This is a genomic window from Mesorhizobium sp. WSM4848, assembly GCF_055811375.1.
Window position 1 is genome coordinate 1 of record NZ_JBVVPX010000011.1, and the last position, 23,298, is coordinate 23,298.

Sequence of the window (23,298 nt, forward strand, 5' to 3'; positions counted from 1 at the left end):
ACCAATACATTCAACGACCTACCAAACCAGAAAATCTTCAATTTCGTCTTATCCACAGCCGAATCGGCGAAGACGGGTTAGATTAATGTCACGGAATGGATCCCAGGGTCTGCGCTCCGCTTCGCGTCGCTCCGCCCAGGGATGACGAAGTCAGTTATCGACGCGGCCGAAAGCGGGTACGTCGCCGATAACCACGCGTTTGTCCTTGCCGCAGGCAAAGGTCCTCGCCCTCTCGTCGGCAAGCTTGCGGGCCTGGTCGTTGGCGCCTGGGTTGCCGGTGGCCAGCACCAGGCCGACGGTGCAACCCTCATAGGTCTCCGGCTGGGCGATCTTGGCGACGATCAGCACGTCGGTCGGGTTGTTCTCTGCCTCGGGATTGCTGATCGAGCGCCGATGGATGACCGCAAACGGGATGGCGCGATCGCCGTTCGTCTCGATGCGCCACTCGAGTTTGGATGCCGCCGAGTTGAAGGCGACAAAACTTTCCCAGACCGCGGTCATGTCGCTGGGCGGAAAACCATAAAACAGCGATTCCCGCGCATCGTCGTAGGCGATCAGCACCGGGTAGCCGCGATAGCCCGAGCAAACAAGACTGGCCCAGTCGCCGTCGCCTTCTTCCGCCTGCGCGTAGGTCACGCAGTCCTTCTTCCAGTCGAGATCGGTGTAGGCGCTGGAAATGTCGCCGGCCCGGGCAGGCTGGCAGAGGCCGGCGAGGGCAAGCGGGATCAGCAAAAGAGCACGCATCGCGAACAACTCCGTTTCGGGGCTGCCGCACGGTATCGCCAAACGCTATTTCTTCAAGCTCGCTTCGATCAGCAGGTCGGCGTTGCGGGCAACAGACTTCGCTGGTCCGCCGGCACCGAACAGCTGGCCGCTGATGTAGGCGCCCTCGATCAGGAGCAGCAGCCCGTCGCCCAGCGTATCGGCGTCGCCGGCACCCATTGCCGCCGCCATGGCGCGCAGGCGTCGTCGCAATTCCTGCTTGTTGGCCTCGCTCACGACGCGGGCCGGGTGGCCGTGCTCGGGATATTCGACGGCCGCATTGGTCATGCCGCAGCCGCGATAGTCTGGCTTTTGCGTGCGCTTGCCGATGCGGGTCAGGAAGGCGGCGATCTGCGCGCGCGGATCGCCGGGATGGGCAGCCACCGCCTCGTCGAAGCGGGCCCAGAACTCGAGGTCGTATTGCCGGAGATAGGAGGCGGCCAATTCGTCCTTGGACGGAAAGCTGCGATAGAGGCTGGGCTTGGTGACGCCGGCGCGCCGCACGATCTCATCGACGCCGATCGCCCTGATGCCTTGCCGGTAGAACAGGTCGCGGGCAACGCGAAGGATTTTTTCGCCCGCGCGCGGCGGTTCGTCCGCTTTGATCGTTGGTTCAATGCTTCTCATCTAGGATAAGCCGTTACCTGCTTGACATGTTACCGATCGGTACGTATACCTCGGGCGCAATTGCAACGTACCGGTCAGTAACATGATAGCTCAGTCCCGTCCGTTTGGCCAGCGCTATGCTTTCGTCGTGGTCGCCGTCATTTTCCTCTGCCTGCTGATCGCGGCGGGCCTGCGGTCGGCGCCGGCTGTCATGATGCTGCCGCTGGAGGAGAGTTTCGGCTGGCGGCGCGATGTCGTCTCGCTCGCCGCGGCCATCGGCATCTTCCTCTACGGTTTGACCGGGCCGTTTGCCGCGGCCCTGATGGAACGGATCGGGCTGCGCCGCACGCTGCTGGCGTCGCTGGTGCTGATGTCGGGCTCGACGGCGATCAGCCTGTCGATGACTGAGCCCTGGCACCTGCTTCTCACCTGGGGCGTATTCTCCGGCGTCGGTTCCGGTGCGGTCGCCACGGTGCTTGGCGCCACCATCGTCAATCGCTGGTTCAAGACCAATCGCGGCCTGGTGATGGGGCTGATGTCGGCCTCCGCCGCCACCGGCCTGCTGGTGTTCCTGCCGCTGCTCGCCGCGCTCGCCCAGTCGGGCGGCTGGAAGCCTGTCGCCATCGCCATTGCGGTCGCCACCGCCTGTCTGGTGCCGCTGGTCTGGCTGCTGGTGCCGGAGCGTCCGTCCTCGATCGGCATGGTGCGCTACGGCGCTGAGGCCGACGACGTGCCGCCGGTTCCGCCGGCCTCGCAGGGCAATTTTCTCATGCACACGCTCAGCACGCTGCGTCGTGCCGCCGGCACCCGCGTGTTCTGGTATCTGTTCGCCACTTTCTTCATCTGCGGTTTTACCACCAACGGACTGGTCGGCACGCACCTGATCGCGTTTTGTGGCGACATGGGCATCGGCCAGGTGCAAGCCGCCGGCCTGCTGTCGCTGATGGGCATCTTCGACCTGATCGGCACGACGCTGTCGGGCTGGCTCACCGACCGTTTCGACCCGCGCAAGCTGCTCGGCGTCTATTACGCGATCCGCGGCCTCTCGCTGATCTATCTGCCTTATTCCGGCTTTTCGTCGACCAGTCTGATCATCTTCGCCGTGCTTTACGGATTGGACTGGATCGCCACCGTGCCGCCGACGCTCAGGCTGTCGAACGAGGCGTTCGGCGACCGCAGCGGGCCGATCGTCTTCGGCTGGATCGTCGCCGGCCATCAGGTGGGTGCGGCGGCGGCCGCTTTCTTCGGCGGCACCATGCGTGAATTGCAGGGCAATTACGAAACTGCCTTCCTCATCGCCGGCATGACGGCAATAGCCGCAGCTTGCATCTCGCTGCTGATCAACACCAGCCGTCCGGCCTTCGAGCGGGAACCGCAGGCGGCTTGAGCTGTGACGGCTGAGCGCTAATCTCCCCTCTTGAGGGGGAGATGGCCGCGAAGCGGCCAGAGGGGGTCGCCTCGCGTGAAGCGTCAACGCCTTCCGCTACGAGAAGTGACGCCGGCGCTCGACGCGAGACGACCCCCTCTGTCGCCTTCGGCGACATCTCCCCCTCAAGGGGGGAGATCACCTGTTCACTGTAGTAAAACCTTCATGGTTTCGAGATGTGCCTGAAACATTGACCCTGGACCTTGGCGGCGACGTTCAAAGCCATCCAGGAGACAGCCATGAACAAGATTTCACGCCGTGCTTTTGTCACGTCGGCGAGCGCCGCCGGCCTCGTCGGCGTATCGGGCCTCGCGCTTCCCTATTATTCCCGCGCCAATCAGCGGCCCGCCTTCACCCATGGCATCCAGTCGGGCGATGTCGACGCAACCAGCGGCGTGGTGTGGACCCGCACAGACCGCCCTTCGCGTGTCATGTTCGAAGTCTCGTCGACGGAAAATTTCGCCAACCCTTTGCGCCTTGCGCCGCTCGATACGTCGCCGGCCAGCGATTACACGGTAAAGCGGCTGCTCACCGACCTCGCCTCCGACCAGGACATCTTCTACCGCATGATCGCGACCGATCTCGCCGACATCAACGCCGTCTCCGAGCCGATCGTCGGCCGCTTCCGCACGGCGCCGGCCTCGAAGCGCGACATTCGGTTCGCCTGGTCGGGCGATACCGCCGGCCAGGGCTGGGGCATCGACGACACCGGCATGAAGACCTATGCCACGATCGGCAAGCATACGCCCGATTTCTTCCTGCATTCCGGCGATACCATCTATGCTGACGGGGCGATGAAGGACGAGGTCGACCTTCCCGGCGGCGGCAAGTGGAAGAACAAGGTCCTCATCGACGAAAAGCGCAAGGTTGCCGAGACGCTGGACGAGTACCGCGGCCAGTGGAAGTACAATTTGATGGACAGACATGTGCTGGGGCTCAACGCCATCTGCCCGACCTTCTACCAGTGGGACGACCACGAGGTGGTCAACAACTGGTCGGATTCGAAGGACCTGGGCGCCGACGACCGCTACTCGGAAAAAAACATCCATGTGCTGGCGGCCCGCGCAGCCCGCGCCTTCCACGAGATGACGACGATCCGCTACGAGCCGTCGGAACCGGGCCGCGTCTATCGCAAGATCGCCTACGGGCCGCTGCTCGAAGTGTTCTTCCTCGACATGCGTTCCTATCGCGGCGCCAATGGCCCCGGCATGCAGGATTCGGTGACGCCGCAATCGCGCATCCTCGGCGAACAGCAGATGAAATGGCTGAAGCGCGAACTGGCAAACTCCAACGCGACCTGGAAAATCATCGCCGCCGACATGCCGCTCGGTCTCGTCGTCTGGAACGACGCCACCAAAAAGGCCGGCGCCGAGGCCGTCAGCAATGGCGACAATGGCCCGGCCAAGGGCCGTGAGCTGGAAATTGCCGACCTGCTTCGCTACATAAAGAATGCCGGCATCACCAACACCGTCTGGCTGACCGCCGACGTCCACTACACGGCGGCGCATTACTACAATCCTGACAAGGCGCAGTTCCAGGACTTCAATCCGTTCTGGGAATTTGTTTCTGGTCCGCTCCACGCCGGCACGTATGGACCCAATGATTTCGACATGACCTTCGGCCCGGAGCTGAAATTCATCAAGGCGCCAACCGCCGAGCAGGGGCAGAACCTGCCACCCTCGGCCGGCCTGCAGTTCTTCGGCCTCGTCGACATCGACGGCGCCACTGAACAGCTGACGGTGCGGCTGATGGATCGCGACGACAATGAACTCTACAAGGTCACGCTCGATCCGGTGCATTCGGCGTGAGGGGACTGTTTACCCTCCCCACAGGGGGATGGTAAGGAGCGGTCGTCAGTCAGGATAGCAAACGGTCGGAATATTGGGCCAAACAGCGTTGTCGCAATCGGCGACCTTCTGCCTTTGCTTGAAGGCGGCGCTGACTGGCCCGGTCACCACCGGGTCGACGCCATCCGGCGCATCGGCAAACAACTGCTCCGCCGAACGCGTATCGGAAGGCAGGGCAGGGGGCGCTTCCTTGAGGGTCGCGGCCGACTGTGCCGCGCCCGCCGCAAGGAGAACGGCCAGGGCCGCCCATGCGAAGATTGGCCGGTATCTGGTGCCCGTATTGCTCATGAAATTTGAACTGTCCCGACCGCGAAAGGTTCCGCTTTGGTTAATAATTCCATTTCACACCAAGACGCTTAAGATTTGGTGACCATGTATTTGGTGGCGCGCCTCCTCTTTCGCAATTGCGAAAAACCCTGTATGAGCCGCCCAACCGAAAGAGGCAGCGCCTTTTGGCCTGCTGCCTGCACGCTCCCGAGACCACAACATGAAAATTCGTAATATCGCGATCATCGCGCACGTCGACCATGGAAAAACCACCCTCGTCGACCAGCTCCTGAAGCAGTCCGGCTCGTTTCGCGACAACCAGCGCGTCGCCGAACGCGCCATGGATTCGAACGACCTCGAAAAGGAACGCGGCATCACCATCCTGGCCAAGGCGACCTCGGTCGACTGGAAGGACACACGCATCAACATCGTCGACACTCCCGGCCACGCCGATTTCGGCGGTGAAGTCGAGCGCATCCTGTCGATGGTGGATTCGGCCATCGTGCTGGTCGACGCAGCCGAAGGGCCGATGCCACAGACAAAATTCGTCGTCGGCAAGGCGCTCAAGGTCGGATTGAAGCCGATCGTCGTCATCAACAAGATCGACCGGCCGGACGCCCGCCACGTCGAGGTGGTCAACGAAGTGTTCGACCTGTTTGCAGCGCTCGACGCCACCGACGAGCAGCTCGACTTCCCGATCCTTTACGGTTCGGGCCGCGACGGCTGGGTCTCGGAAAACCCCGAAGGTCCGAAGGACCAGGGTTTGGCGCCGCTGTTCGACCTCGTCATCAAGCACGTGCCGGCGCCGACCGTCCACCCCGGCCCGTTCCGCATGATCGGCACCATCCTGGAAGCCAATCCGTTCCTTGGTCGCATCATCACCGGCCGCATCGAATCCGGCACGCTGAAATCCAACCAGGCGGTCAAGGTGCTGCATCATGACGGCACCCAGGTCGAAACCGGCCGCATCTCCAAGATCCTGGCTTTCCGCGGGCTCGAGCGCCAGCCGATCGATGAAGCGCAGGCGGGCGACATCGTCGCCATTGCCGGCCTGTCGAAGGGCACCGTCGCCGACACGTTCTGCGACCCGTCGGTGACCGAGCCGCTGCATGCGCAGCCGATCGATCCGCCGACCGTGACGATGTCCTTCCTCGTCAACGATAGCCCGCTGGCCGGCACCGAGGGCGACAAGGTGACCAGCCGCGTCATCCGCGACCGCCTGTTGCGCGAGGCCGAAGGCAATGTCGCGCTGAAAATCGAAGAATCGCCGGACAAGGATTCGTTTTTTGTCTCCGGCCGCGGCGAATTGCAGCTTGCCGTGCTGATCGAGACGATGCGCCGCGAAGGGTTCGAGATCGCCGTGTCGCGGCCGCGCGTCGTCATGCAGAACGGCGAGAACGGCGAGTTGCTCGAGCCGGTCGAGGAAGTCGTCATCGACGTCGACGAGGAGCATGCCGGCGTCGTCGTACAGAAGATGTCGGAGCGCAAGGCCGAGATGGTCGAGTTGCGCCCGTCAGGCGGCAACCGCCAGCGCATCGTCTTCCACGCGCCGACGCGCGGCCTGATCGGCTACCAGTCGGAACTGCTGACCGACACGCGCGGCACAGCAGTGATGAACCGGCTGTTCCATGCCTACGAACCCTATAAGGGCGAGCTGCCGGGCCGCACCAATGGCGTGCTGATCTCCAACGAACAGGGTGAATCGGTGGCTTATGCCATGTGGAACCTGGAAGATCGCGGTCCGATGGTCATCGATCCGGGCGTCAAGGTCTATCAGGGCATGATCATCGGCATCCATTCACGCGACAACGACCTCGAAGTGAACGTGCTGAAAGGCAAGAAGCTGACCAACATCCGCGCCGCCGGCAAGGATGAGGCGGTGAAGCTGACGCCGCCGATCCGCATGACGCTGGAACGCGCGCTGGCCTGGATCCAGGACGACGAGCTGGTCGAAGTGACGCCGAAAACCATCCGTCTGCGCAAACTCTATCTCCACCCGAACGAGCGCAAGCGTTTTGAGAAGTCGGCCAAGGTGGTCGGCGCGGCGTAAGCGCGATGTCGATTTTGCCTCATTGAAGGAGGTCGGCGCTGCCCCTCATCCGCCTGCCGGCACCTTCTCCCCGTGAACGGGGAGAAGACCGCTGACCGCACCCTCGGCGTTCATTTTTTGCAACGCTGGTAATTGGCGGAACCGTCGATGACGGCGCCCTTCTCCCCATTCACGGGGAGAAGATGGCGGCAGCCAGATGAGGGGCAGCGCCGGCGCCTCTTCAGAGGGCAAAGTTCTCTGCAAGCTGCAGGGATGCCAAATTGCCGCCGATCGGATATCCTTAGCTTTCTGACGCTCGAAGGCACTCACATGCACCTCACCTCTCTCCTCATTTTCGCCGCCGCCCTTTTTGTCGCCGCGGGCTCGCCCGGCCCTTCGATTGCCGCTCTGGTGGCGCGGGTCATCGCGAAGGGCTTTCGCGACGTGTTCCCGTTCCTGCTCGCCATGTGGATCGGCGAGGCCATCTGGCTGTCGCTGGCGGTGTTCGGGCTGGCGATGGTCGCGCAGACCTTCCATCTCGCCTTCGTCGTGCTGAAATGGCTCGGCGTCGCTTATCTCGCCTACCTCGCCTGGAAGATGTGGACGGCCCCGGTCGAGGCGCGCGGGGGCGAGATGCCGCGCGAGGAGTCGGCCGTCAAACTGTTCTTTGCCGGCATGGCGGTGACGCTCGGCAATCCCAAGATCATGATGTTCTACATGGCGCTGCTGCCGACCATCATCGATCTCGCCTCAGTGACGGTCGTCGGCTGGATCGAGCTGACGCTGACCATGGCCGTGGTTCTGGTCGCCATCGATCTGGCCTGGGTGCTGGCGGCAGCGCAGGCGCGAAAACTCTTGAAGAGCAAGCGGGCGATGAAGATCGCCAACCGCGTCAGTGCCACCACCATGGCCGGTGCCGCGGCGGCGATCGCGGCTCGATCCTGAGCCGGTGCGTCAACCCATTTCGATGATCGGCGCGATCTCGACGCTGAAACCCGGGTCCTTCAGGATAGGACAATCCTTGGCCTTGTCGACGGCATCGTCGATATCGTCTGCTTCAACGATTGTGTAACCGGCGGTCGGATTGCTGCCGCCATTGTTCTCGACCCTACCGCCGGGCAGCACGGTCTTCGACATGCCGACCGGATTGCCGCCGTCGACCACCGCCGAGCCAAGCTTGCCGTACCAGCCGTTCCAGGCATCCATCGCTGCTTGCCGTTCGGCCTCGTCGGTCGGCATCTTGCCGGAGCCGTGATAGACATAGAGAAATTTCGCCATGTTCTCCTCCGTTGATCTTCTGTTGATCGGCGGGCGTCGAACCGACATGCGGTCACGCCGCAGCGGTAATCATCGGACCAAACCGGCAAAGACGCAACGAGAATGCGAATCACTAATGTGAGGTCCGGTTGGCTAAGCGCAGGCCAAAAGCACGTTGGGAACGAGGCCGAGCTTCTCCTCGCATTTGGCGAAATAGGCTTTCGTCGCTTCGCTCAGTTCCGCAGGCGCGAGGTCAAGTGCGATGATTTTGTCTTTCATGGCGGATTTTCTCCTCATTTTCGGTGACCCACCGGCGAATCCCGACATTTCGTCGCAAGCGGTCAAACCTTTGTCGCCAAATATCGGCCATCTGCTACCATAGTTGCAAAACATATGACGGGAGGGACTAGCGACATGGCCGGCCTGAAATCTGCAAGCCAGTTGAAAAAGATAAGCCCGGCCAAGGGCAGCGAGAAGCCCGGCAGGCTTGCCGACTATCTGCTGGCCCGAGCGCCGGCCGAAGATGTCGCCGCCTATGAGATCACTGCCCTCGAACGCGCCGCCGATCTCGCCGGACGCGCCGTCGCCCGGCACAAGAAGGGCGATTGCCTCGTCGCTATAGACGTCGATTCCGGTGTCGTCCGCCAGGGCAGGCCGATGACGGTGATCACTGTCGTCAATGACAACATGCCGTTCCTGTTCGATTCCGTCCTCGGCGAGATCACCGAGAGCGCCGGCGAACCGCTGCTGGTCACCCACCCGGTCATCGTCGTCAGGCACGGTAAGAGCGGCGTCGACGAAATCCTCGGCGATGGCGGCTTTGCCAAGGCCGATCACAGTCATGAGCGGCTGAGCGTCATCCACGTCCATATCGCCCGTCTTTCGGCCGATCAGGCCGACGCATTGGCCGAGCGGCTGAAAAAAATATTAGGCCAGGTGCGCGCCGCTGTCACCGACTGGAAGCCGATGCTGGCCCGCCTCGACCAGGCGATCTCCGAGTTCCGCTACGCTCCGGTGCCGCTCGACAAGGCCCACGTCGCCGAGGCTATCGCCTTCCTCGAATGGCTGCGCGACGACAACTTCACCTTCCTTGGCATGCGCGAGTTCAAATACACCGGCGGCGAGAAGAGCGGCACCCTGGAGCGCACCGAAAAGCCCGGCCTCGGCATCCTCTCCGACCCGGACGTGCTGGTGCTGCGGCGCGGCACCGAAGCGGTGTCGACGACGCCGGAAATCCGCGCCTTCCTGCACGGGCCGGAACCGCTGATCGTCACCAAGGCCAACGCCAAATCGACCGTCCATCGCCGCATCTATCTCGATTACATCGGCGTCAAGACCTACACCGCCAAGGGCGTTCTTGCCGGCGAGTTGCGCATCGTCGGCCTGTTCACCTCGACCGCCTACACGCGCTCGGTGATGAAGATCCCTTATCTCAGGTCGAAAGCCGAAACGATCATCGCCAAATCCGGTTTCAACCCTGAAGATCACTCCGGCAAGGCACTGATCAACGTGCTGGAGAGCTATCCGCGCGACGAGTTGTTCCAGGTTCCGGTGCCGATCCTGCGCAAGCACGCCGAAGCCATTTTGGGGCTGATCGAGCGGCCGCGCGTCAGAGCGCTGGTGCGCGCCGATCAGTTCGACCGCTTCGTCTCGATCCTCATCTTCGTGCCGCGCGACCGCTACGACAGCGTCGTGCGCGAGAAGATCGGCACCTATCTGAAGACGGTGTTCCAAGGCCGGCTGTCGGCCTACTACCCCGCCTTTCCGGAAGGCGGACTGGCGCGCGTCCATTTCATCATCGGCCGTTCCGGCGGCAAGACGCCGAAGGTCGACCAGACGACGATCGAGGCAGCGATCCGCGCCATCGTGCGGACCTGGGACGATATTCTGCGCGAGACCGCCGAAGAGAGCGGCGCCGACGCGGCGCTCACGGCGATCGCCTCGCGCTTCTCGGGAGGTTATCGCGACAGCTTCTCGCCGGCGGAGGCGTTGGCCGATGCCGGTCGCATCGCCAGGATCAGTGCGGCCAATCCGATCGCCATCGACTACTATCGCCATGCCAACCAGGAACCGCATCAGGCGGCGCTGAAGATCTATCACCATGGCAGCCCGGTGGCGCTGTCGCGACGGGTGCCGGTGCTGGAGAATATCGGTTTCCGCGTTATCAGCGAGCGCACCTTCGAGGTCGGCGATGAGGCTTCCGGCATGATCAATAGTGATCAGCCGGGCATGGTCTTCATCCACGACATGGAGCTCGAAAACAGCTACGGCAAGCCAATCGACCTTGGCGACCGCGGCGCGCTGTTCGAGGACGCGTTCCTTTCCGTCTGGCGCGGCGACATCGACAATGACGGCTACAACGGCCTTGCCCAGACCGCCGGCCTGTGGTCGGGCGAAGTCACCATCCTGCGCGCCTATGGCCGCTATCTGCAGCAGGCCGGGATCCCGCAGAGCCAGGATTTCATAGCCGCCGCGCTCAATCGCTATCCGGAGATCGCGCGTGGCCTGCATGAACTGTTCGTCGCCCGCCTCGGACCGACGGCGGAGACGGAAGGGGCGGTCGCGGCCAGGCACCTCAAGGCCAAGATCAGGGATGCGCTGGAAGAGGTTCCCAACATTGACGACGACACCATTATCCGTCGCTACCTCAACCTGATCGAAGCCTCGCTGCGCACCAATCATTTCGTTCCCGATCTGAAGGAGAAGGGCCAGTCGCTGGCGATCAAGCTCGACTCGCAAGCGGTCGACGGCCTGCCGGCGCCGCGGCCGTGGCGGGAGATCTTCGTCTACGGTTCCGAGGTCGAGGGCGTGCATCTGCGCTTCGGCCCGGTCGCTCGCGGCGGCCTGCGCTGGTCGGACCGCGCCCAGGACTACCGCACCGAGGTGCTCGGCCTGGTCAAGGCGCAGCAGGTCAAGAACGCGGTGATCGTGCCGGTTGGCGCCAAGGGCGGTTTCTATCCGAAGAAGCTGCCGATGGGTGCCGGTCGCGACGCCATCTTCGAAGCCGGCGCGTCCGCCTACAAGAATTACGTCTCCAGCCTGTTGTCGATTACCGACAATATCGGCCTCGACGGCGTCATTCCGCCAGCTGGGGTCATGCGGCGCGACCAGGACGACCCCTATTTCGTCGTCGCCGCCGACAAGGGCACGGCGACCTTCTCCGACACAGCCAACGCCATCAGCGAGAAGCATGGCTTCTGGCTCGACGACGCCTTCGCCAGCGGCGGCTCGGCCGGCTACGATCACAAGAAGATGGGCATCACCGCCAAGGGCGCCTGGGAAGCGGTCAAGCGGCATTTCCGCGAGATGAACCGCGACATCCAGACCACGCCCTTCACCGTTGTCGGCGTCGGCGACATGTCGGGCGACGTGTTCGGCAACGGCATGCTATTGTCCGAGCAGACCCGGCTGATCGCCGCTTTCGACCATCGCGACATCTTCATCGATCCCGCTCCCGACATGGCAGCTTCGATGGCCGAGCGCCGGCGCATGTTCGCCCTCGCCCGCTCGAGCTGGCAGGACTACGACAAAACGAAACTGTCCGAAGGCGGCATCATCGTCTCGCGCAGCCAGAAATCGATCACGCTGCCGCCAGCCGCGGCCGCGGCGATCGGCCTCGGCAAGACGACCGCCTCGCCGGTCGAGATCATGAGCGCCATCCTCAAGGCACCGGTCGACCTTTTGTGGTTCGGCGGCATCGGCACCTATCTCAGGGCATCGACGGAAACCAACCAGGACGCCGGCGATCGCGCCAACGATGCTATTCGGGTGACGGCGCTCGAAGTGCGCGCCAAAGTCATCGGCGAGGGCGCCAATCTCGGCGCGACGCAGCGGGCCCGTATCGAGTTCGGGCTGAATGGCGGGCGCTGCAATTCCGACGCCATCGACAATTCGGGCGGCGTCAACTGCTCCGACGTCGAGGTCAACATCAAGATCGCGCTGGCTTCCGCGATGCGCAAGGGGGCGTTGACCCGCCCAGCCCGCAACAAGCTTCTCGCCGAAATGACCGACGAGGTGAGCGCGCTGGTGCTGTCCAACAATTACGAGCAGACGCTGGCGTTGTCCCTTGCCCGCAAACGCGGCCTTGCCGACATCGCCCATCAGAGCCGTTTCATGGCAGCGCTCGAGGCGCGCGGCCTGCTCGACCGCAATGTCGAAGCTCTGCCGTCGCCGGCAGCCCTTGCCGAGCGCGAGGCGCGTGGCGAGCCGCTGACCAGGGCCGAGCTCGGCGTGCTTTTGGCCTATGCCAAGATCGTGCTGTTTTCCGATATCGTCGCCAGCGACGTACCGGACGATCCACATTTCGACCGTGACCTGATGGGCTATTTTCCGGACCGTATGGCGAAGAAATACGCGGCCGAAATCCATGGCCATCGCCTGCGCCGTGAAATCATCGCCCGTGTCGTCGCCAACGATCTGGTCAATCGCGGCGGCCCATCCTTCGTCAACAGGCTGCAGGAAGCAACCGGCCGCAGCGCGGCCGACGTGGTTCGGACCTTCGCGGTGGTGCGCGACGGCTTTGGCTTGCCGGCGCTCTATCGCCAGATCGACGCGCTCGACAACCAGGTCGACGGACAGGTGCAACTCGACCTCTATCAGGCGGTTAGCCGCCTTACTTACGTCGCCAGCGGCTGGTATCTCAAGAACGATACCAGCACCGCTCCGCTCGGCCAACGGATCGCCGAATTGCAGAACGCCCGCAAGGCACTGGAGCCGAAGCTCACTTCGCTGCTGCCGGCCTTCTCGCGCGAGCGGATCGAGGAGCGGCGGCATGGTCTGGCCAAGGGCGGCGCGCCCGAACGGCTGGCAGAACATCTGGCGCTGACCGATGTGGCCGCCGTCGTGCCTGACATCGCGCTGACGGCCCGAACGGCGAGTGCCGACATCATCGCCGCCGCGAAGGCGTTTTTTGCGGTCAGCGATGCCTTCCGCATTCCGCGCGTCGAGGATGCGGCGCGCTCGATCGCGCCGTCCGACTACTACGATCAATTGGCTCTTTCCCGCGCCACCGATACGATCGGCGCAGCCAGGCGCGGCATCGCCGTGGCGGCGCTCACTGGCCATGCCGAGGCGACGGACCCGGTGGCGGCATGGCTGCAGGCCGGCGGCGAGAGAGTCGGGCGCATCCGCGAGCGGCTGCAGGCGCTGACCGAGGGCGGCGACATCACCGTGTCGCGGCTGTCGGTGGCGTCGGGGCTGATCAGCGACCTGACGGCGCCGTGAGAAGTCTCCTACATCGCTCGGGATTGCCGGCAGGAACTGCGCTATAGAGCGGAGCGGCGCCCCCGCGGGCGCCATTCGTGGGAGGGCATATGGCCGAGGTAGCAGTGCAGCGAGCGCCGGAACGCGGCATCTGGGGGTGGATGCTGTTCGACTGGGCGGCGCAGCCGTTCTTCACCGTCATCACCACCTTCATCTTCGGCCCTTACTTCGCTTCGCGCATGGTTCTGGATCCGGCTGCCATGCAAGCTGCCCAGGCAGCCGGTCCAGCCGCAGTTGAAGCTTACATTGAATCCCAGCACCTACTTGGCCAGACGGTCTGGGGTTGGAGCATCGCCGCGGCGGGACTAGTCATTGCCGTTTTGTCGCCCATACTCGGCTCGATCGCAGATCAGACTGGGCCGCGAAAGCCGTGGATCGCGTGCTTTGCTGCGATCAAGATCACCAGTCTCTGCCTGCTATGGCTCGCTGCGCCGGGCTCAAATCTGTTCCTAATCGCGGCTTTGTTTTCGCTGGCCTCGGTTGCGGCGGAATTCTCGACAGTCTTCAACGATTCGATGATGCCGCGCCTGGTGCCGAAGAGCGAGATTGGAAGGATCTCGAACATCGCTTGGGGTCTCGGCTATCTCGGCGGCACAATCGCGCTGATCTTCGTCGTTGCCGTCATGGCCGGCTCGCCGGAAACAGGCAAGACGATCGTCGGTCTCGACCCGATATTCGGTCTCGACCCGATACTCGGCGAGGACGCTCGGGCGACCGGGCCGCTGTCGGCTGGCTGGTACTTGCTGTTCATCCTGCCAATGTTCTTCTTCACCCCGGATGCCGTCAAGGGCATTCCGATCGGGCCAGCGGTGCGCGAAGGGCTGTCGGAGTTGAAGTCGACACTGGCCGAAGTACGCCAGCGCAGCGGCATCTTCCGCTTTCTGGTCGCCCGCATGATCTACCAAGACGGCGTCAATGCGCTGCTTGCGCTCGGAGGGCTTTTCGCGGCAGGGATGTTCGCTTGGTCGACCACCGAGATCGGCCTGTTCGGCGTCATCCTCATCGTGGTCGCCATCGTCGGTTGCTGGATCGCCGCCCGCCTCGACACGGCGCTTGGCTCCAAGGCCGTGGTGATGATTTCGCTGGTGATGCTGCTTGTCGCAACTATCGGCATCCTCTCCACCGGACCGGGCTTCACGCTGCTCGGGATGCTACAGTTCTCCAACGCCGATTCGGGCGGCCTGTTCGGCACGGCGGCGGAAAAGGCCTATATTCTCTATGGGTTGCTGATCGGCCTCGCCTTCGGGCCAGTACAAGCCTCGTCCCGCTCCTACATGGCGCGCAGCGTCACCGCGGCCGAATCGGGCCGCTATTTCGGCATCTACGCACTGGCCGGACGGGCAACCAGCTTCCTCGCGCCGTTTCTGGTGTCGACCATAGGCTGGGTAAGCGGTTCGCAACGGCTTGGGATGGCTGTAATCGTGCTGTTCCTCGGCGTCGGTCTGGCGATCCTGGTCCGCACGCCGTATCCGGCAGACAACCCGCCGGCATAGGGCTGCTCTTCCCTTCTCCCCTTGTGGGAGAAGGTGTCTCGGCGCGTAGCGCCGAGACGGATGAGGGGTGCTGGAAGAAACTCAACGTCAAAACATCAAGGATTTGAAGCGCTTACATCTTTGCCGTAGTGATCCGGCCAACACCCTCATCCGACCGAGCTTCGCTCGGCCACCTTCTCCCACAAGGGGAGAAGGCAAGGAGTGCTCAATGCCTGAAATGCCTGACGCCGGTAAACACCATGGCGATGTCGTGGGCGTCGGCGGCGGCGATGACATCGTCGTCGCGCATCGAGCCGCCCGGCTGGATGACGGCGGTAGCGCCGGCTTCGATCGCAGACAAAAGCCCGTCGGCGAACGGAAAAAAGGCATCCGAGGCGACGACAGAATTTTTGGTCAGCGGCTCGGCCAGGCCGGCTGCCTCGGCCGCGTCGAGCGCCTTGCGCGCGGCGATGCGCGAGGAGTCGACGCGGCTCATCTGGCCGGCGCCGATGCCGACGGTGGCACCGTCTCTGACATAGACGATGGCGTTCGACTTGACGTGCTTTGCGACGCGGAAAGCGAATTTGAGATCGGCCATTTCGGCCGGCGTCGGCGCGCGTCTGGTCACCACTTTCAGGTCGAGGTCGTCGACCACCGCATTGTCGCGGCCCTGGACGAGCAACCCGCCGGAAACGGATTTCATGGTGGAGCCGGCCGCGCGCGGATCGGGCAAGCCGCCGGTGACCAGCAAGCGCAGATTCTTCTTGGCGGCGACGATGCGGATTGCTTCGTCCGAGGCGCCCGGCGCGATGATGACCTCGGTGAAGGTTTTGACGATCTCTTCGGCTGCCTCGGCCTCGAGGGTGCGGTTCATCGCGACGACGCCGCCAAAGGCCGAGACCGGATCGCAGGCAAGCGCCTTGGCATAGGCCGCCTTCAGCGAAGCGCCCTCAGCGACGCCGCACGGGTTGGCGTGCTTGATGATGGCGACGGTGGCGGAGCGGGCCGGATCGAACTCGCCGACCAGTTCGAAGGCGGCGTCGGTGTCGTTGATGTTGTTGTAGGAAAGCTGCTTGCCCTGAAGCTGGCGCGCCGTCGCGACGCCCGGCCGCTTGTCGCCGTCGACGTAAAAGCCGGCACTTTGGTGCGGGTTCTCGCCGTAGCGCATCACCTGGTCGAGCCTGCCGCCGAAGGCGCGCCAGGTGGGATGCTCGATCTCCAGCGCTTCGGCGAACCAACCGGAAATCGCCGCATCATAGGTCGCGGTGCGGGCGAAGGCCTTGGTCGCCAGCTTCTTGCGGAAATCCAGCGAGAGCGAGCCGAAATTCATCTCCAGTGCGTTGAGCACCGAGGCATAGTCCTCGGGATCGGTGACGATGGCGACATAGGCGTGGTTTTTGGCCGAGGCGCGGATCATCGCCGGGCCGCCTATGTCGATGTTCTCGACGATCGAGGCGTAAGCGGCGCCGGAGCGGCGGACATCCTCGAAAGGGTAGAGATTGGAGACGACGAGATCGATCGGCTCGATGCCATGATCGCGCATCGCCGCGGCGTGTTCGGGATCGTCACGCACGCCAAGCAACGCGCCGTGCACGGACGGATGCAGCGTCTTGACGCGGCCGTCCATGATCTCTGGAAAGCCGGTAAGGTCGGAGACGTCGCGCACGGCCATGCCTGCCTCGGCGATCGCCTTTGCCGTGCCGCCGGTGGAGACCAGATCGACGCCGGCCGCGGCCAGCGCTCTGGCGAAATCGATGAGCCCGGTCTTGTCGAAGACGGAAAGCAGCGCGCGACGGACGGGAACGAGGTCGGGCGCGGGAATGTTCTTGGCGGCGACGGCCATGGGCTGGCGGCCTTTCACGGCTGGTTGGGAAAGTGTCCGCGCGCCGTAGCACATGAGGCCCGGAAATCAAACTGCAGGGCTATCGCAGTGTTAGCTTTTTGCCGAATGACCGGCGATGGCCGTCCGCGTCAGTTGCCAATGGACTTCGGAAACCTCCGATGCCTTGAAGGCCAGCACGATCTGCCGGCTGCGGCGCGGGCCGCCAAGACCGGCGAAATAGATGGATTCTTCGACCTCGGGCGCCACCTCGGTGCAGGTGAACACCCATGTGTCGGCTTCATCGGCGGTCAGCACCAAGCGGTCGTGCTCGTCCTGGAGCAGTCCTATGTCGGGGTGGATGTGGAAGCGCACGGTGACGAAATCGCGGCCGTTGTTGCGGATCGCAGCATTGCCCGGCCGCAGAAGGCGATCCCTGCCGGCGAGCACATTGCCGTTCGTCGTCAATTTCAGTTTGCGCTCATGCAGCAAGCCGAAGCGCGCGACATAGCCGTCGTGGCGAGCCACAAAACCCTGGCTGCCTTGCTGGTCGGTGCGCTTGCAAGGCACATGCTGCGGGCCGCCGATCAGCGGCGTGCCGAGCAGGTCGTTGACACGCAGCGAGTGGCTGAAACGCGCCGACGAGGTGTCGTTGATGGTGGCTGTCGAATGAGCGGCCGTGGCGCGGGCAAGCGGCCGGAATTCGGCGGCGCCATAGGTGTCGACGCCGGCGTTGACGATATAATGGCGGCGGCCGGAAGACAGCTCGAAGGAAAGGCATCCGGCGTGCGCCGCGTTGGAAACAGCGATCGGCGGTGGCGGGCCGGTATCGGCGATCACGGTGACGCCGCCCATGGAGAGGCGCTCGTAGCCCGAATGCGGTGCGTGCAGCAACGGCGCGCCGGCGGTGTCGTCGTGGCGCAGAATGGTGGCGATGCGGTTGTGGATGGTCGCGCCCATGCCGTTGAAGCGGGCGAGGCTGCCGTCCTGGTGGCGAAAGAAACGCAGCGCCGGCAGCATGCGATCGATGCCGCCCATCAGCGCCGCCGGCGGCGTTTCGGCCTGATTGGCATAGGTCTGGCGCAGCGGCAGGAGGTCGGCGAGGATTTCAAGCACGGCCATCGGATTGCGGGAAATATGGCCGCCATCCGGCAGAATCTGACGGTCGAGCTCCTCGGCGAGGTTGCGGGTCGCGCCGCGCAGCGCCGATGCCGGCGCCGGTAGCGACAGAGCGGCAAAGGCAAGCGCGATGCGGGCGCGCAGCCTGTCCTTGCCGTCCGGCATCTCGCGTGCCATCGCCCTGAGATAGCGGATCTGCATGGCCAGCGATTTCAGGAAGGCCCGGTAGAAGGGAAATTCAGCACCCTGCAGCATCACCGAGGAATGCTGCAGCCAGGCGATGACGCGCTTGGCCGTCGTGCCGGGCTCCCAGGCGACACCGGAAATATTGCTGCCATGGATGGTTATCCAGTCAGAGACCAGCGCGCGGGCATTGGCGGCGGCAAGCTCGGTGCCGGCGGCGCGCATATGGCGGAGCCAGCGAAAGCCGTGCAGTGCCTTTTGCCAGCCGGGATTGGCCACGGCGATCTGGAAGGGCGACTTGCCGCCGGTCTCGACCAGATGTCCCGACAGCGGGTAGCGGCCATAATAAATCTCGAGCGCGATCTGCCGGTCGGCCAGGCGCAGGTCCGGCGGAGCGATCAGCACGCGTTCCGGTGTGCGGCCGGAGTAGCGCCAGCGATGGATCGGCCCGGCACGCAGGCGCCGGCGCGTCTTGCGCCAGAACTCCTTCGCGACAAGCGTCCATAGACGCGTCGTGCTGCCGGCAGCGATCGCCAAAAGCCCTCCTCACAGCGCCCAATCCGAAGACAAGCTTATATGATTCAAGAACTTATGCGAAGGCGAATTCCACAGAGGCGTTGAAATTCAGCCTGTTTTCCGCAGGATTCTTGCTAAAACAGTCTTCAAATTTTCAGCGTTGGCCGGCTCTGCGCATGCGGGCGGCGAAGAAGCCATCCAGACCGGACCGTTCCGGTGAGCCGAGCTCCAGATCTGCGGGCGTGGTGCGCAGAGTGCCCTGCGGCGTCATGAACGGATCAATGCCGGCGATCTCGCCCGGGCGGATCGGATCGTCGACGATATCAGCCGTCTCGGCGAGGAAGGCGCGGTGAAGCGCCTCGCCTTCGAGCGGGTCGAGCGAGCAGTTGGAAAAGACGATGCGGCCGCCAGGCGTGACCAGGGTGACGGCGCGGGCGAGCAGCCTTCGCTGCAGATCGGCGAGTTTTTCGATGTCGGCCGCCGTCTTCGTCCAGGGCACGTCGGGATGCCGCCGGACCGTGCCGGTCGAGGAGCAGGGCGCGTCGAGGAGGACGGCGTCGAACAGTTGTTCCGGCTCGTATTTGAGCAGATCGGCCTGGACAATTTCTGCGGACAAAGCGAGCCGTTCGAGATTCTGCGAGAGCCGCGCCAACCGATTCTTCGAGGAATCGATCGCGGTGACCGTGGCGCCGCCGAGAATAAGCTGAGCGGTCTTGCCGCCAGGGGCGGCGCAGAGATCGGCGACGCGCAAACCCCTGACGTCGCCGAAAAGCCGGGCCGGAAGGCTGGCGGCGGCATCCTGGACCCACCAGGCGCCGTCTGCAAAGCCGGGCAGTTCGGTGACCGAGGCGCTGAGTTTCTCGACGCGCACAGTGCCGGTCGGCAGCACGATCCCGCCGAGCCGCTCGGCCCATAGCGCAGGATCGGACTTGACCGTGAAGTCGACCGGCGCCTCGTGCCTGTGGGCGGCGAGAATTTGCTTGGCTTTCTCAGTGCCATAGGCGGCTTTCAGCCGGTCGGAAAACCATTTCGGCGCATCGTCGGTGGCGGCAAGCGCTGCAGCCAGCTCGGCCTGCTTGGACCGCGCCAGCGTGCGCAGCACGCCATTGACTAGACCGGAGAAGCGCACCGTGCGCGGATCGGACTTGGCGTGGGTCACGGCAAGGTCGACGGCGGCGCTGTCGGGAATATCGAGGAACAGGATCTGCGCCGCTGCTACATGCAGAATATGCGAAAGCGCGGTGGCGTTGGGCGGCAGCGGCTTTTCCAGGCGGCGGGCCAGCAACCCGGATATGGTCATGCGGAAGCGCAGCGCAGTGACCAGTATGGCGCGCACCAGCGCCCGGTCGCGCAGGCCGAGCGCCTTGTATTGCGGATGGCCGTTCTCGTGGTCGGTCAGCCCGTCAAGCGGCGTTTTGGCATCGATGACGGCGGCGAGCAGCCGGGCAGCCGCCTTGCGCGTGGCGAGGCCGGCAACGGGCTCGCCGGGGCTCGCTGCATTGTCTCCATGATCGCCTGAAATTCGGTGTCGGCGTTTCGCTTCGCTCACGACCACGGACCCTTGGGTCCGGTCGGATTGCGGCCCCAGGGATTGGATTTCGGCGTGGCCGGCGGCTGCTCAGGCTGCTCGGCTGCTCTCTCCCACGGGCCTGATGGCCCGTCCGCCTGCCGCGGCATAGGCTGCCGCGCGTTGGCGGATGCGCCACCGGCCATGTCCTGCGCCATCGCCTGCAGGGCGGCGATGCGGTTGTCGGTGTTCGGGTGGGTGGAAAACAGGCTGTCCATGCGCTCGCCGGAAAGTGGATTGATGATGAAGAGGTGGGCGGTCGCCGGGTTCCGCTCGGCATCCGGGTTGCGGATGCGTTCGGCACCGCGAGCGATCTTGTCAAGCGCCGAGGCAAGCCAAAGCGGCTGTCCACAGATCTCGGCGCCGCGCCGGTCGGCCTCGTACTCGCGGGTACGGCTGATCGCCATCTGCACGATCATCGCGGCGAACGGCGCCACGATCATCGCCACCAGCACGCCGATAATGCCAAGGGAATTGTTGTTGTCGCGGTTGCCGCCGAAAAAGAAGGCGAAATTGCCGAGCATCGAGATCGCGCCGGCAAGCGTGGCGACGATCGTCATGGTCAAGGTGTCGCGGTGCTGCACATGGGCGAGCTCGTGCGCCATGACAGCCGCGACCTCCTCATGCGACAGTTGCTGCAACAGTCCGGTGGTGGCGGCGACCGCGGCATTCTGCGGGTTGCGGCCGGTGGCGAAAGCGTTGGGCTGCGGGTTGTCGATCAGATAGGTTTTCGGCATCGGCAGGCCGGCCTGTCTGGCGAGGCTCTGCACGATGGCGTAATATTCCGGGGCATTCCTTTCGTCGACCTCTACGGCGCGGTTCATCGACAGCACCATCTTGTCGGCGTTCCAATAGCTGAACAGGTTCATGGCGGCGGCAATCAGAAAGGCGATCACCATGCCGCCCGATCCGCCGATCAGATAGCCGACGCCCATGAACAGCGCGGTCATCGCGGCCAAAAGCATGGCGGTGCGAAGTGTGTTCATCGTCTGCTCCATTTCTGCCGGCGCTGCGTAAAAGGGGTCGATCCCTGTCGGCTCATCGCTATATGATGGGAAACGTGTGGCCCTGTTTCAATCCGCCGGGAATATCGCATGATCGACGAAACCGATAAAACGGGCGAAATCAGGAATGCAAACGCCGGCGCCGGTCACGACGTGCCGCAAAGGACGCTGCCACCGGCAGCCCGCCGTGCTTTGGCGGAAGCCGAAGCACGGCACGAACACTATCGCCGGCTGGAAGCCGCGATGCCCCGGGAAATCGGCGGCCGTGGCGGCAGGGAACCCGGCCGCTATGGCGATTGGGAAGTGAAGGGCCTGACCAGCGATTTCTAAGGGCACCCTAAGCCGCAGCCCGCTCCGCTGCGAGGACAATCCAGCCGCGGTCGTCGACGGTGACGCCGATCCCGTCATAACCGGCGATCGCAGCATGCGGCGTTTGCAACGGATGCTGGTGCGTGACGCTGATGACCACGACGGTGGCTCCTGCGGCCTCGGCCGCCGCTATGCCGGCGGGCGCATCTTCGAAAACGAGGCAGTCGCGCGCGTCGACGCCCAGGCGCTCGGCCGCCAGCCGGAAGCAATCCGGCGCCGGCTTGCCGCGGGAAACGTCCTCGGCCGCGACAAGGGTGGCGGGAAGCGGGATGCCGGCGGCCGCGATGCGCAGCAGAGCCAGCTCGCGCGGCGCCGAAGTGACGATTGCCCAGCGCTCGGGTGGCAGCGACGCCAGAAACGCCGCGGCGCCGGCGATCGGAAGGATGCCGTCGATATCGGCCACCTCGGCCTGCAGAAGCGCATCGGCTTCACGCATCGGGTCGACGCCTGGAAGCGCCAGCCGAGCGATGGTCTCGATCGCCCGCACACCGTGGATCGTTGGCAGGAATGCGGCAACGTCGAGATCTTGCCGGCGTGCCCAATCTGCCCAGACCCTTTCTGCCGCTGCAATCGAATTGACCACCGTGCCGTCCATGTCGAACAGCAAGGCTGCGAATTTTCTGCCTGCGAACATCTGCTATCCCAAGTTGTTTCGGAAGGAACCAAAGCTTGTCGATCGACCGTAACGTCGCATCGGCGGCATGGGAAGGCGCGAGATCGCCTTTTTCGACAGACCAGGGAACCACGACCGGCCATCTCGCGTTAACAAAACCGTCTTCCACGACACCCAGAAGAGGGGAACCGCGATGCTGATTCGGCTCGGCTACGAAATCGCCATCGACTGTGCTGAATCCACCCCGGTGATTTCGCTGCTCGAGATCCACAAGCAGCGCCAGGCCGACATCAAACGGCAGACGCGCGTGCTGACCTCGCCTTCCGTGCCAACCAGGCTCTATCACGATCTTTATGGCAACGCTTGCCGCCGCTTCACCGCGCCTGGCGGAGGCTTTCGCATTCTTTACGACGCCGTCGTCGAGGACAGCGGCGAGACCGACGAGGTCAACACGCTGGCCAGGGAAGTGCCGGTGACGGAGTTGCCCGATGATGTGCTCTGTTATCTGCTCGGCAGTCGCTATTGCGAAACCGATCATCTCAGCGATCTGGCCTGGCAGCTTTTCGGGCCTGTTCCATCCGGCTGGGCCCGGGTGCAGGCGATTGTCGACTATGTCCACAACCGTTTGTCGTTCGGCTACGGCTATGCGCGTCCGACGCGCACGGCGGCGCAGGCGCATGATGAGCGCGTCGGCGTCTGCCGCGACTTCGCTCATCTGGCGATCACGCTCTGCCGTTGCATGAACATCCCAGCCCGCTACGTGAACGGTTATCTCGGCGACATCGGCGTACCGGTCGATCCGGCACCGATGGATTTTTCGGCATGGCTGGAAGTGTTCCTCGACGGCAAGTGGTACACGTTCGACCCGCGCCACAACATGCCGAGGATCGGCCGCGTCGTCATCGCGCGCGGCCGCGACGCGACCGACGTGCCGCTGCTGCACAGTTTCGGGCCGCACCGGCTCAGCATGTTCAAGGTCTGGACCTACGAGCAGGAAAGCAATCTGTTCAACCCGCCCCATCGCGGCGTCGACAGGACCGCCAGCGCGCAGATGCTGGCATAGGAGCGCAAGCGCGAACGGCGCGTCCGGCTGTTACGGTCAACGGATATGATGCGCCTGATCCGCTTCGGCACAGAACCTCTGTGCCGAAGCGGGATAGGCTCTTGTGCGTCACGGCAG

17 protein-coding genes and 1 pseudogene are annotated in these 23,298 nt (G+C 64.0%); 8 read left to right on the top strand and 10 right to left on the bottom strand.

Annotated elements, in window-relative coordinates; genetic code table 11:
* Positions 1 to 150 precede the first annotated feature (150 nt).
* Both AC0L16_RS12625 and AC0L16_RS12630 read right to left on the bottom strand, forming a co-directional pair.
* Complete coding sequence (locus AC0L16_RS12625; RefSeq protein ID WP_473621095.1) at positions 151 to 744, bottom strand: hypothetical protein; 594 nt, start codon at positions 742 to 744, stop codon at positions 151 to 153.
* A 45-nt stretch (positions 745 to 789) separates the two neighbouring features.
* Positions 790 to 1,389 (bottom strand): TetR/AcrR family transcriptional regulator, encoded by a 600-nt coding sequence (locus tag AC0L16_RS12630; protein WP_473621096.1) that lies wholly within the window; start codon positions 1,387 to 1,389, stop codon positions 790 to 792.
* 82 nt (positions 1,390 to 1,471) lie between these two features.
* Between AC0L16_RS12630 and AC0L16_RS12635 the strand changes: the two genes are divergently transcribed.
* Positions 1,472 to 2,755, top strand: coding sequence for an MFS transporter (locus AC0L16_RS12635; protein ID WP_473621098.1), 1,284 nt, complete (start codon positions 1,472 to 1,474; stop codon positions 2,753 to 2,755).
* A gap of 278 nt (positions 2,756 to 3,033) precedes the next feature.
* Complete coding sequence (locus tag AC0L16_RS12640; RefSeq protein ID WP_473621099.1) at positions 3,034 to 4,602, top strand: alkaline phosphatase D family protein; 1,569 nt, start codon at positions 3,034 to 3,036, stop codon at positions 4,600 to 4,602.
* A gap of 45 nt (positions 4,603 to 4,647) precedes the next feature.
* Here AC0L16_RS12640 and AC0L16_RS12645 read toward each other — a convergent pair whose 3' ends face one another.
* Positions 4,648 to 4,929, bottom strand: coding sequence for a hypothetical protein (locus AC0L16_RS12645; protein WP_473621100.1), 282 nt, complete (start codon positions 4,927 to 4,929; stop codon positions 4,648 to 4,650).
* A 199-nt stretch (positions 4,930 to 5,128) separates the two neighbouring features.
* Here AC0L16_RS12645 and typA point away from each other — a divergent pair, with 199 nt between their 5' ends.
* Entirely contained in the window at positions 5,129 to 6,958 is a 1,830-nt protein-coding gene (gene typA, locus AC0L16_RS12650; RefSeq protein ID WP_473621102.1) for a translational GTPase TypA, read from the top strand.
* A gap of 309 nt (positions 6,959 to 7,267) precedes the next feature.
* Complete coding sequence (locus AC0L16_RS12655) at positions 7,268 to 7,882, top strand: LysE family translocator (protein WP_473621103.1); 615 nt, start codon at positions 7,268 to 7,270, stop codon at positions 7,880 to 7,882.
* 9 nt (positions 7,883 to 7,891) lie between these two features.
* On the opposite strand, the gene AC0L16_RS12660 is transcribed toward AC0L16_RS12655, so the two are convergent.
* Positions 7,892 to 8,215 (bottom strand): YciI family protein, encoded by a 324-nt coding sequence (locus AC0L16_RS12660; protein ID WP_473621104.1) that lies wholly within the window; start codon positions 8,213 to 8,215, stop codon positions 7,892 to 7,894.
* 135 nt (positions 8,216 to 8,350) lie between these two features.
* Positions 8,351 to 8,473, bottom strand: a pseudogene (locus tag AC0L16_RS12665) (peroxidase-related enzyme); the annotation flags it as partial.
* Positions 8,474 to 8,608: 135 nt separating this feature from the next.
* Between AC0L16_RS12665 and AC0L16_RS12670 the strand changes: the two are divergent.
* Together AC0L16_RS12670 and AC0L16_RS12675 are read left to right on the top strand one after the other, a co-directional pair.
* Positions 8,609 to 13,417, top strand: coding sequence for an NAD-glutamate dehydrogenase (locus AC0L16_RS12670; protein WP_473621106.1), 4,809 nt, complete (start codon positions 8,609 to 8,611; stop codon positions 13,415 to 13,417).
* A gap of 89 nt (positions 13,418 to 13,506) precedes the next feature.
* Positions 13,507 to 14,949: an MFS transporter gene (locus tag AC0L16_RS12675; protein ID WP_473621107.1), complete on the top strand. Its 1,443-nt coding sequence runs from the start codon at positions 13,507 to 13,509 to the stop codon at positions 14,947 to 14,949.
* Between the two features lie 205 nt (positions 14,950 to 15,154).
* Here the strand turns inward: AC0L16_RS12675 and purH are convergent, their stop codons facing one another.
* The 4 genes from purH to htpX all read right to left on the bottom strand — a co-directional run bounded on the left by purH (position 15,155) and on the right by htpX (position 21,118).
* A complete protein-coding gene (gene purH / locus AC0L16_RS12680; RefSeq protein ID WP_473621109.1) occupies positions 15,155 to 16,771 on the bottom strand; it encodes a bifunctional phosphoribosylaminoimidazolecarboxamide formyltransferase/IMP cyclohydrolase in 1,617 nt (538 codons plus the stop codon).
* 90 nt (positions 16,772 to 16,861) lie between these two features.
* Positions 16,862 to 18,586, bottom strand: coding sequence for a heparinase II/III family protein (locus AC0L16_RS12685; RefSeq protein WP_473621110.1), 1,725 nt, complete (start codon positions 18,584 to 18,586; stop codon positions 16,862 to 16,864).
* A 133-nt stretch (positions 18,587 to 18,719) separates the two neighbouring features.
* On the bottom strand, positions 18,720 to 20,120 hold the full coding sequence (locus AC0L16_RS12690) for an RsmB/NOP family class I SAM-dependent RNA methyltransferase (RefSeq protein WP_473621111.1): 1,401 nt from the start codon (positions 20,118 to 20,120) through the stop codon (positions 18,720 to 18,722).
* Positions 20,111 to 21,118: a zinc metalloprotease HtpX gene (gene htpX, locus AC0L16_RS12695; protein WP_473621112.1), complete on the bottom strand. Its 1,008-nt coding sequence runs from the start codon at positions 21,116 to 21,118 to the stop codon at positions 20,111 to 20,113. Before htpX ends, AC0L16_RS12690 begins: the two co-directional genes overlap by 10 nt.
* A gap of 108 nt (positions 21,119 to 21,226) precedes the next feature.
* On the opposite strand from htpX, the gene AC0L16_RS12700 reads away from it, so the two are divergent.
* Positions 21,227 to 21,466, top strand: a complete 240-nt coding sequence (locus AC0L16_RS12700; protein WP_473621113.1) for a DUF1674 domain-containing protein — start codon at positions 21,227 to 21,229, stop codon at positions 21,464 to 21,466.
* A 7-nt stretch (positions 21,467 to 21,473) separates the two neighbouring features.
* Here the strand turns inward: AC0L16_RS12700 and AC0L16_RS12705 are convergent, their stop codons facing one another.
* On the bottom strand, positions 21,474 to 22,139 hold the full coding sequence (locus AC0L16_RS12705) for an HAD-IA family hydrolase (RefSeq protein ID WP_473621115.1): 666 nt from the start codon (positions 22,137 to 22,139) through the stop codon (positions 21,474 to 21,476).
* Between the two features lie 172 nt (positions 22,140 to 22,311).
* Between AC0L16_RS12705 and AC0L16_RS12710 the strand changes: the two genes are divergently transcribed.
* Entirely contained in the window at positions 22,312 to 23,181 is an 870-nt protein-coding gene (locus AC0L16_RS12710; protein ID WP_473621117.1) for a transglutaminase-like domain-containing protein, read from the top strand.
* The last annotated feature ends 117 nt before the right edge of the window (positions 23,182 to 23,298 follow it).

What these genes read in the sequence shown, in the direction of transcription:
- AC0L16_RS12625 (WP_473621095.1), bottom strand. Translation starts at nt 744, where the DNA reads ATGCGTGCTCTTTTGCTGATCCCGCTTGCCCTCGCCGGCCTCTGCCAG.
- AC0L16_RS12630 (WP_473621096.1), bottom strand. Translation starts at nt 1,389, where the DNA reads ATGAGAAGCATTGAACCAACGATCAAAGCGGACGAACCGCCGCGCGCG.
- AC0L16_RS12635 (WP_473621098.1), top strand. Translation starts at nt 1,472, where the DNA reads ATGATAGCTCAGTCCCGTCCGTTTGGCCAGCGCTATGCTTTCGTCGTG.
- AC0L16_RS12640 (WP_473621099.1), top strand. Translation starts at nt 3,034, where the DNA reads ATGAACAAGATTTCACGCCGTGCTTTTGTCACGTCGGCGAGCGCCGCC.
- AC0L16_RS12645 (WP_473621100.1), bottom strand. Translation starts at nt 4,929, where the DNA reads ATGAGCAATACGGGCACCAGATACCGGCCAATCTTCGCATGGGCGGCC.
- typA (WP_473621102.1), top strand. Translation starts at nt 5,129, where the DNA reads ATGAAAATTCGTAATATCGCGATCATCGCGCACGTCGACCATGGAAAA.
- AC0L16_RS12655 (WP_473621103.1), top strand. Translation starts at nt 7,268, where the DNA reads ATGCACCTCACCTCTCTCCTCATTTTCGCCGCCGCCCTTTTTGTCGCC.
- AC0L16_RS12660 (WP_473621104.1), bottom strand. Translation starts at nt 8,215, where the DNA reads ATGGCGAAATTTCTCTATGTCTATCACGGCTCCGGCAAGATGCCGACC.
- AC0L16_RS12670 (WP_473621106.1), top strand. Translation starts at nt 8,609, where the DNA reads ATGGCCGGCCTGAAATCTGCAAGCCAGTTGAAAAAGATAAGCCCGGCC.
- AC0L16_RS12675 (WP_473621107.1), top strand. Translation starts at nt 13,507, where the DNA reads ATGGCCGAGGTAGCAGTGCAGCGAGCGCCGGAACGCGGCATCTGGGGG.
- purH (WP_473621109.1), bottom strand. Translation starts at nt 16,771, where the DNA reads ATGGCCGTCGCCGCCAAGAACATTCCCGCGCCCGACCTCGTTCCCGTC.
- htpX (WP_473621112.1), bottom strand. Translation starts at nt 21,118, where the DNA reads ATGAACACACTTCGCACCGCCATGCTTTTGGCCGCGATGACCGCGCTG.
- AC0L16_RS12700 (WP_473621113.1), top strand. Translation starts at nt 21,227, where the DNA reads ATGATCGACGAAACCGATAAAACGGGCGAAATCAGGAATGCAAACGCC.
- AC0L16_RS12705 (WP_473621115.1), bottom strand. Translation starts at nt 22,139, where the DNA reads ATGTTCGCAGGCAGAAAATTCGCAGCCTTGCTGTTCGACATGGACGGC.
- AC0L16_RS12710 (WP_473621117.1), top strand. Translation starts at nt 22,312, where the DNA reads ATGCTGATTCGGCTCGGCTACGAAATCGCCATCGACTGTGCTGAATCC.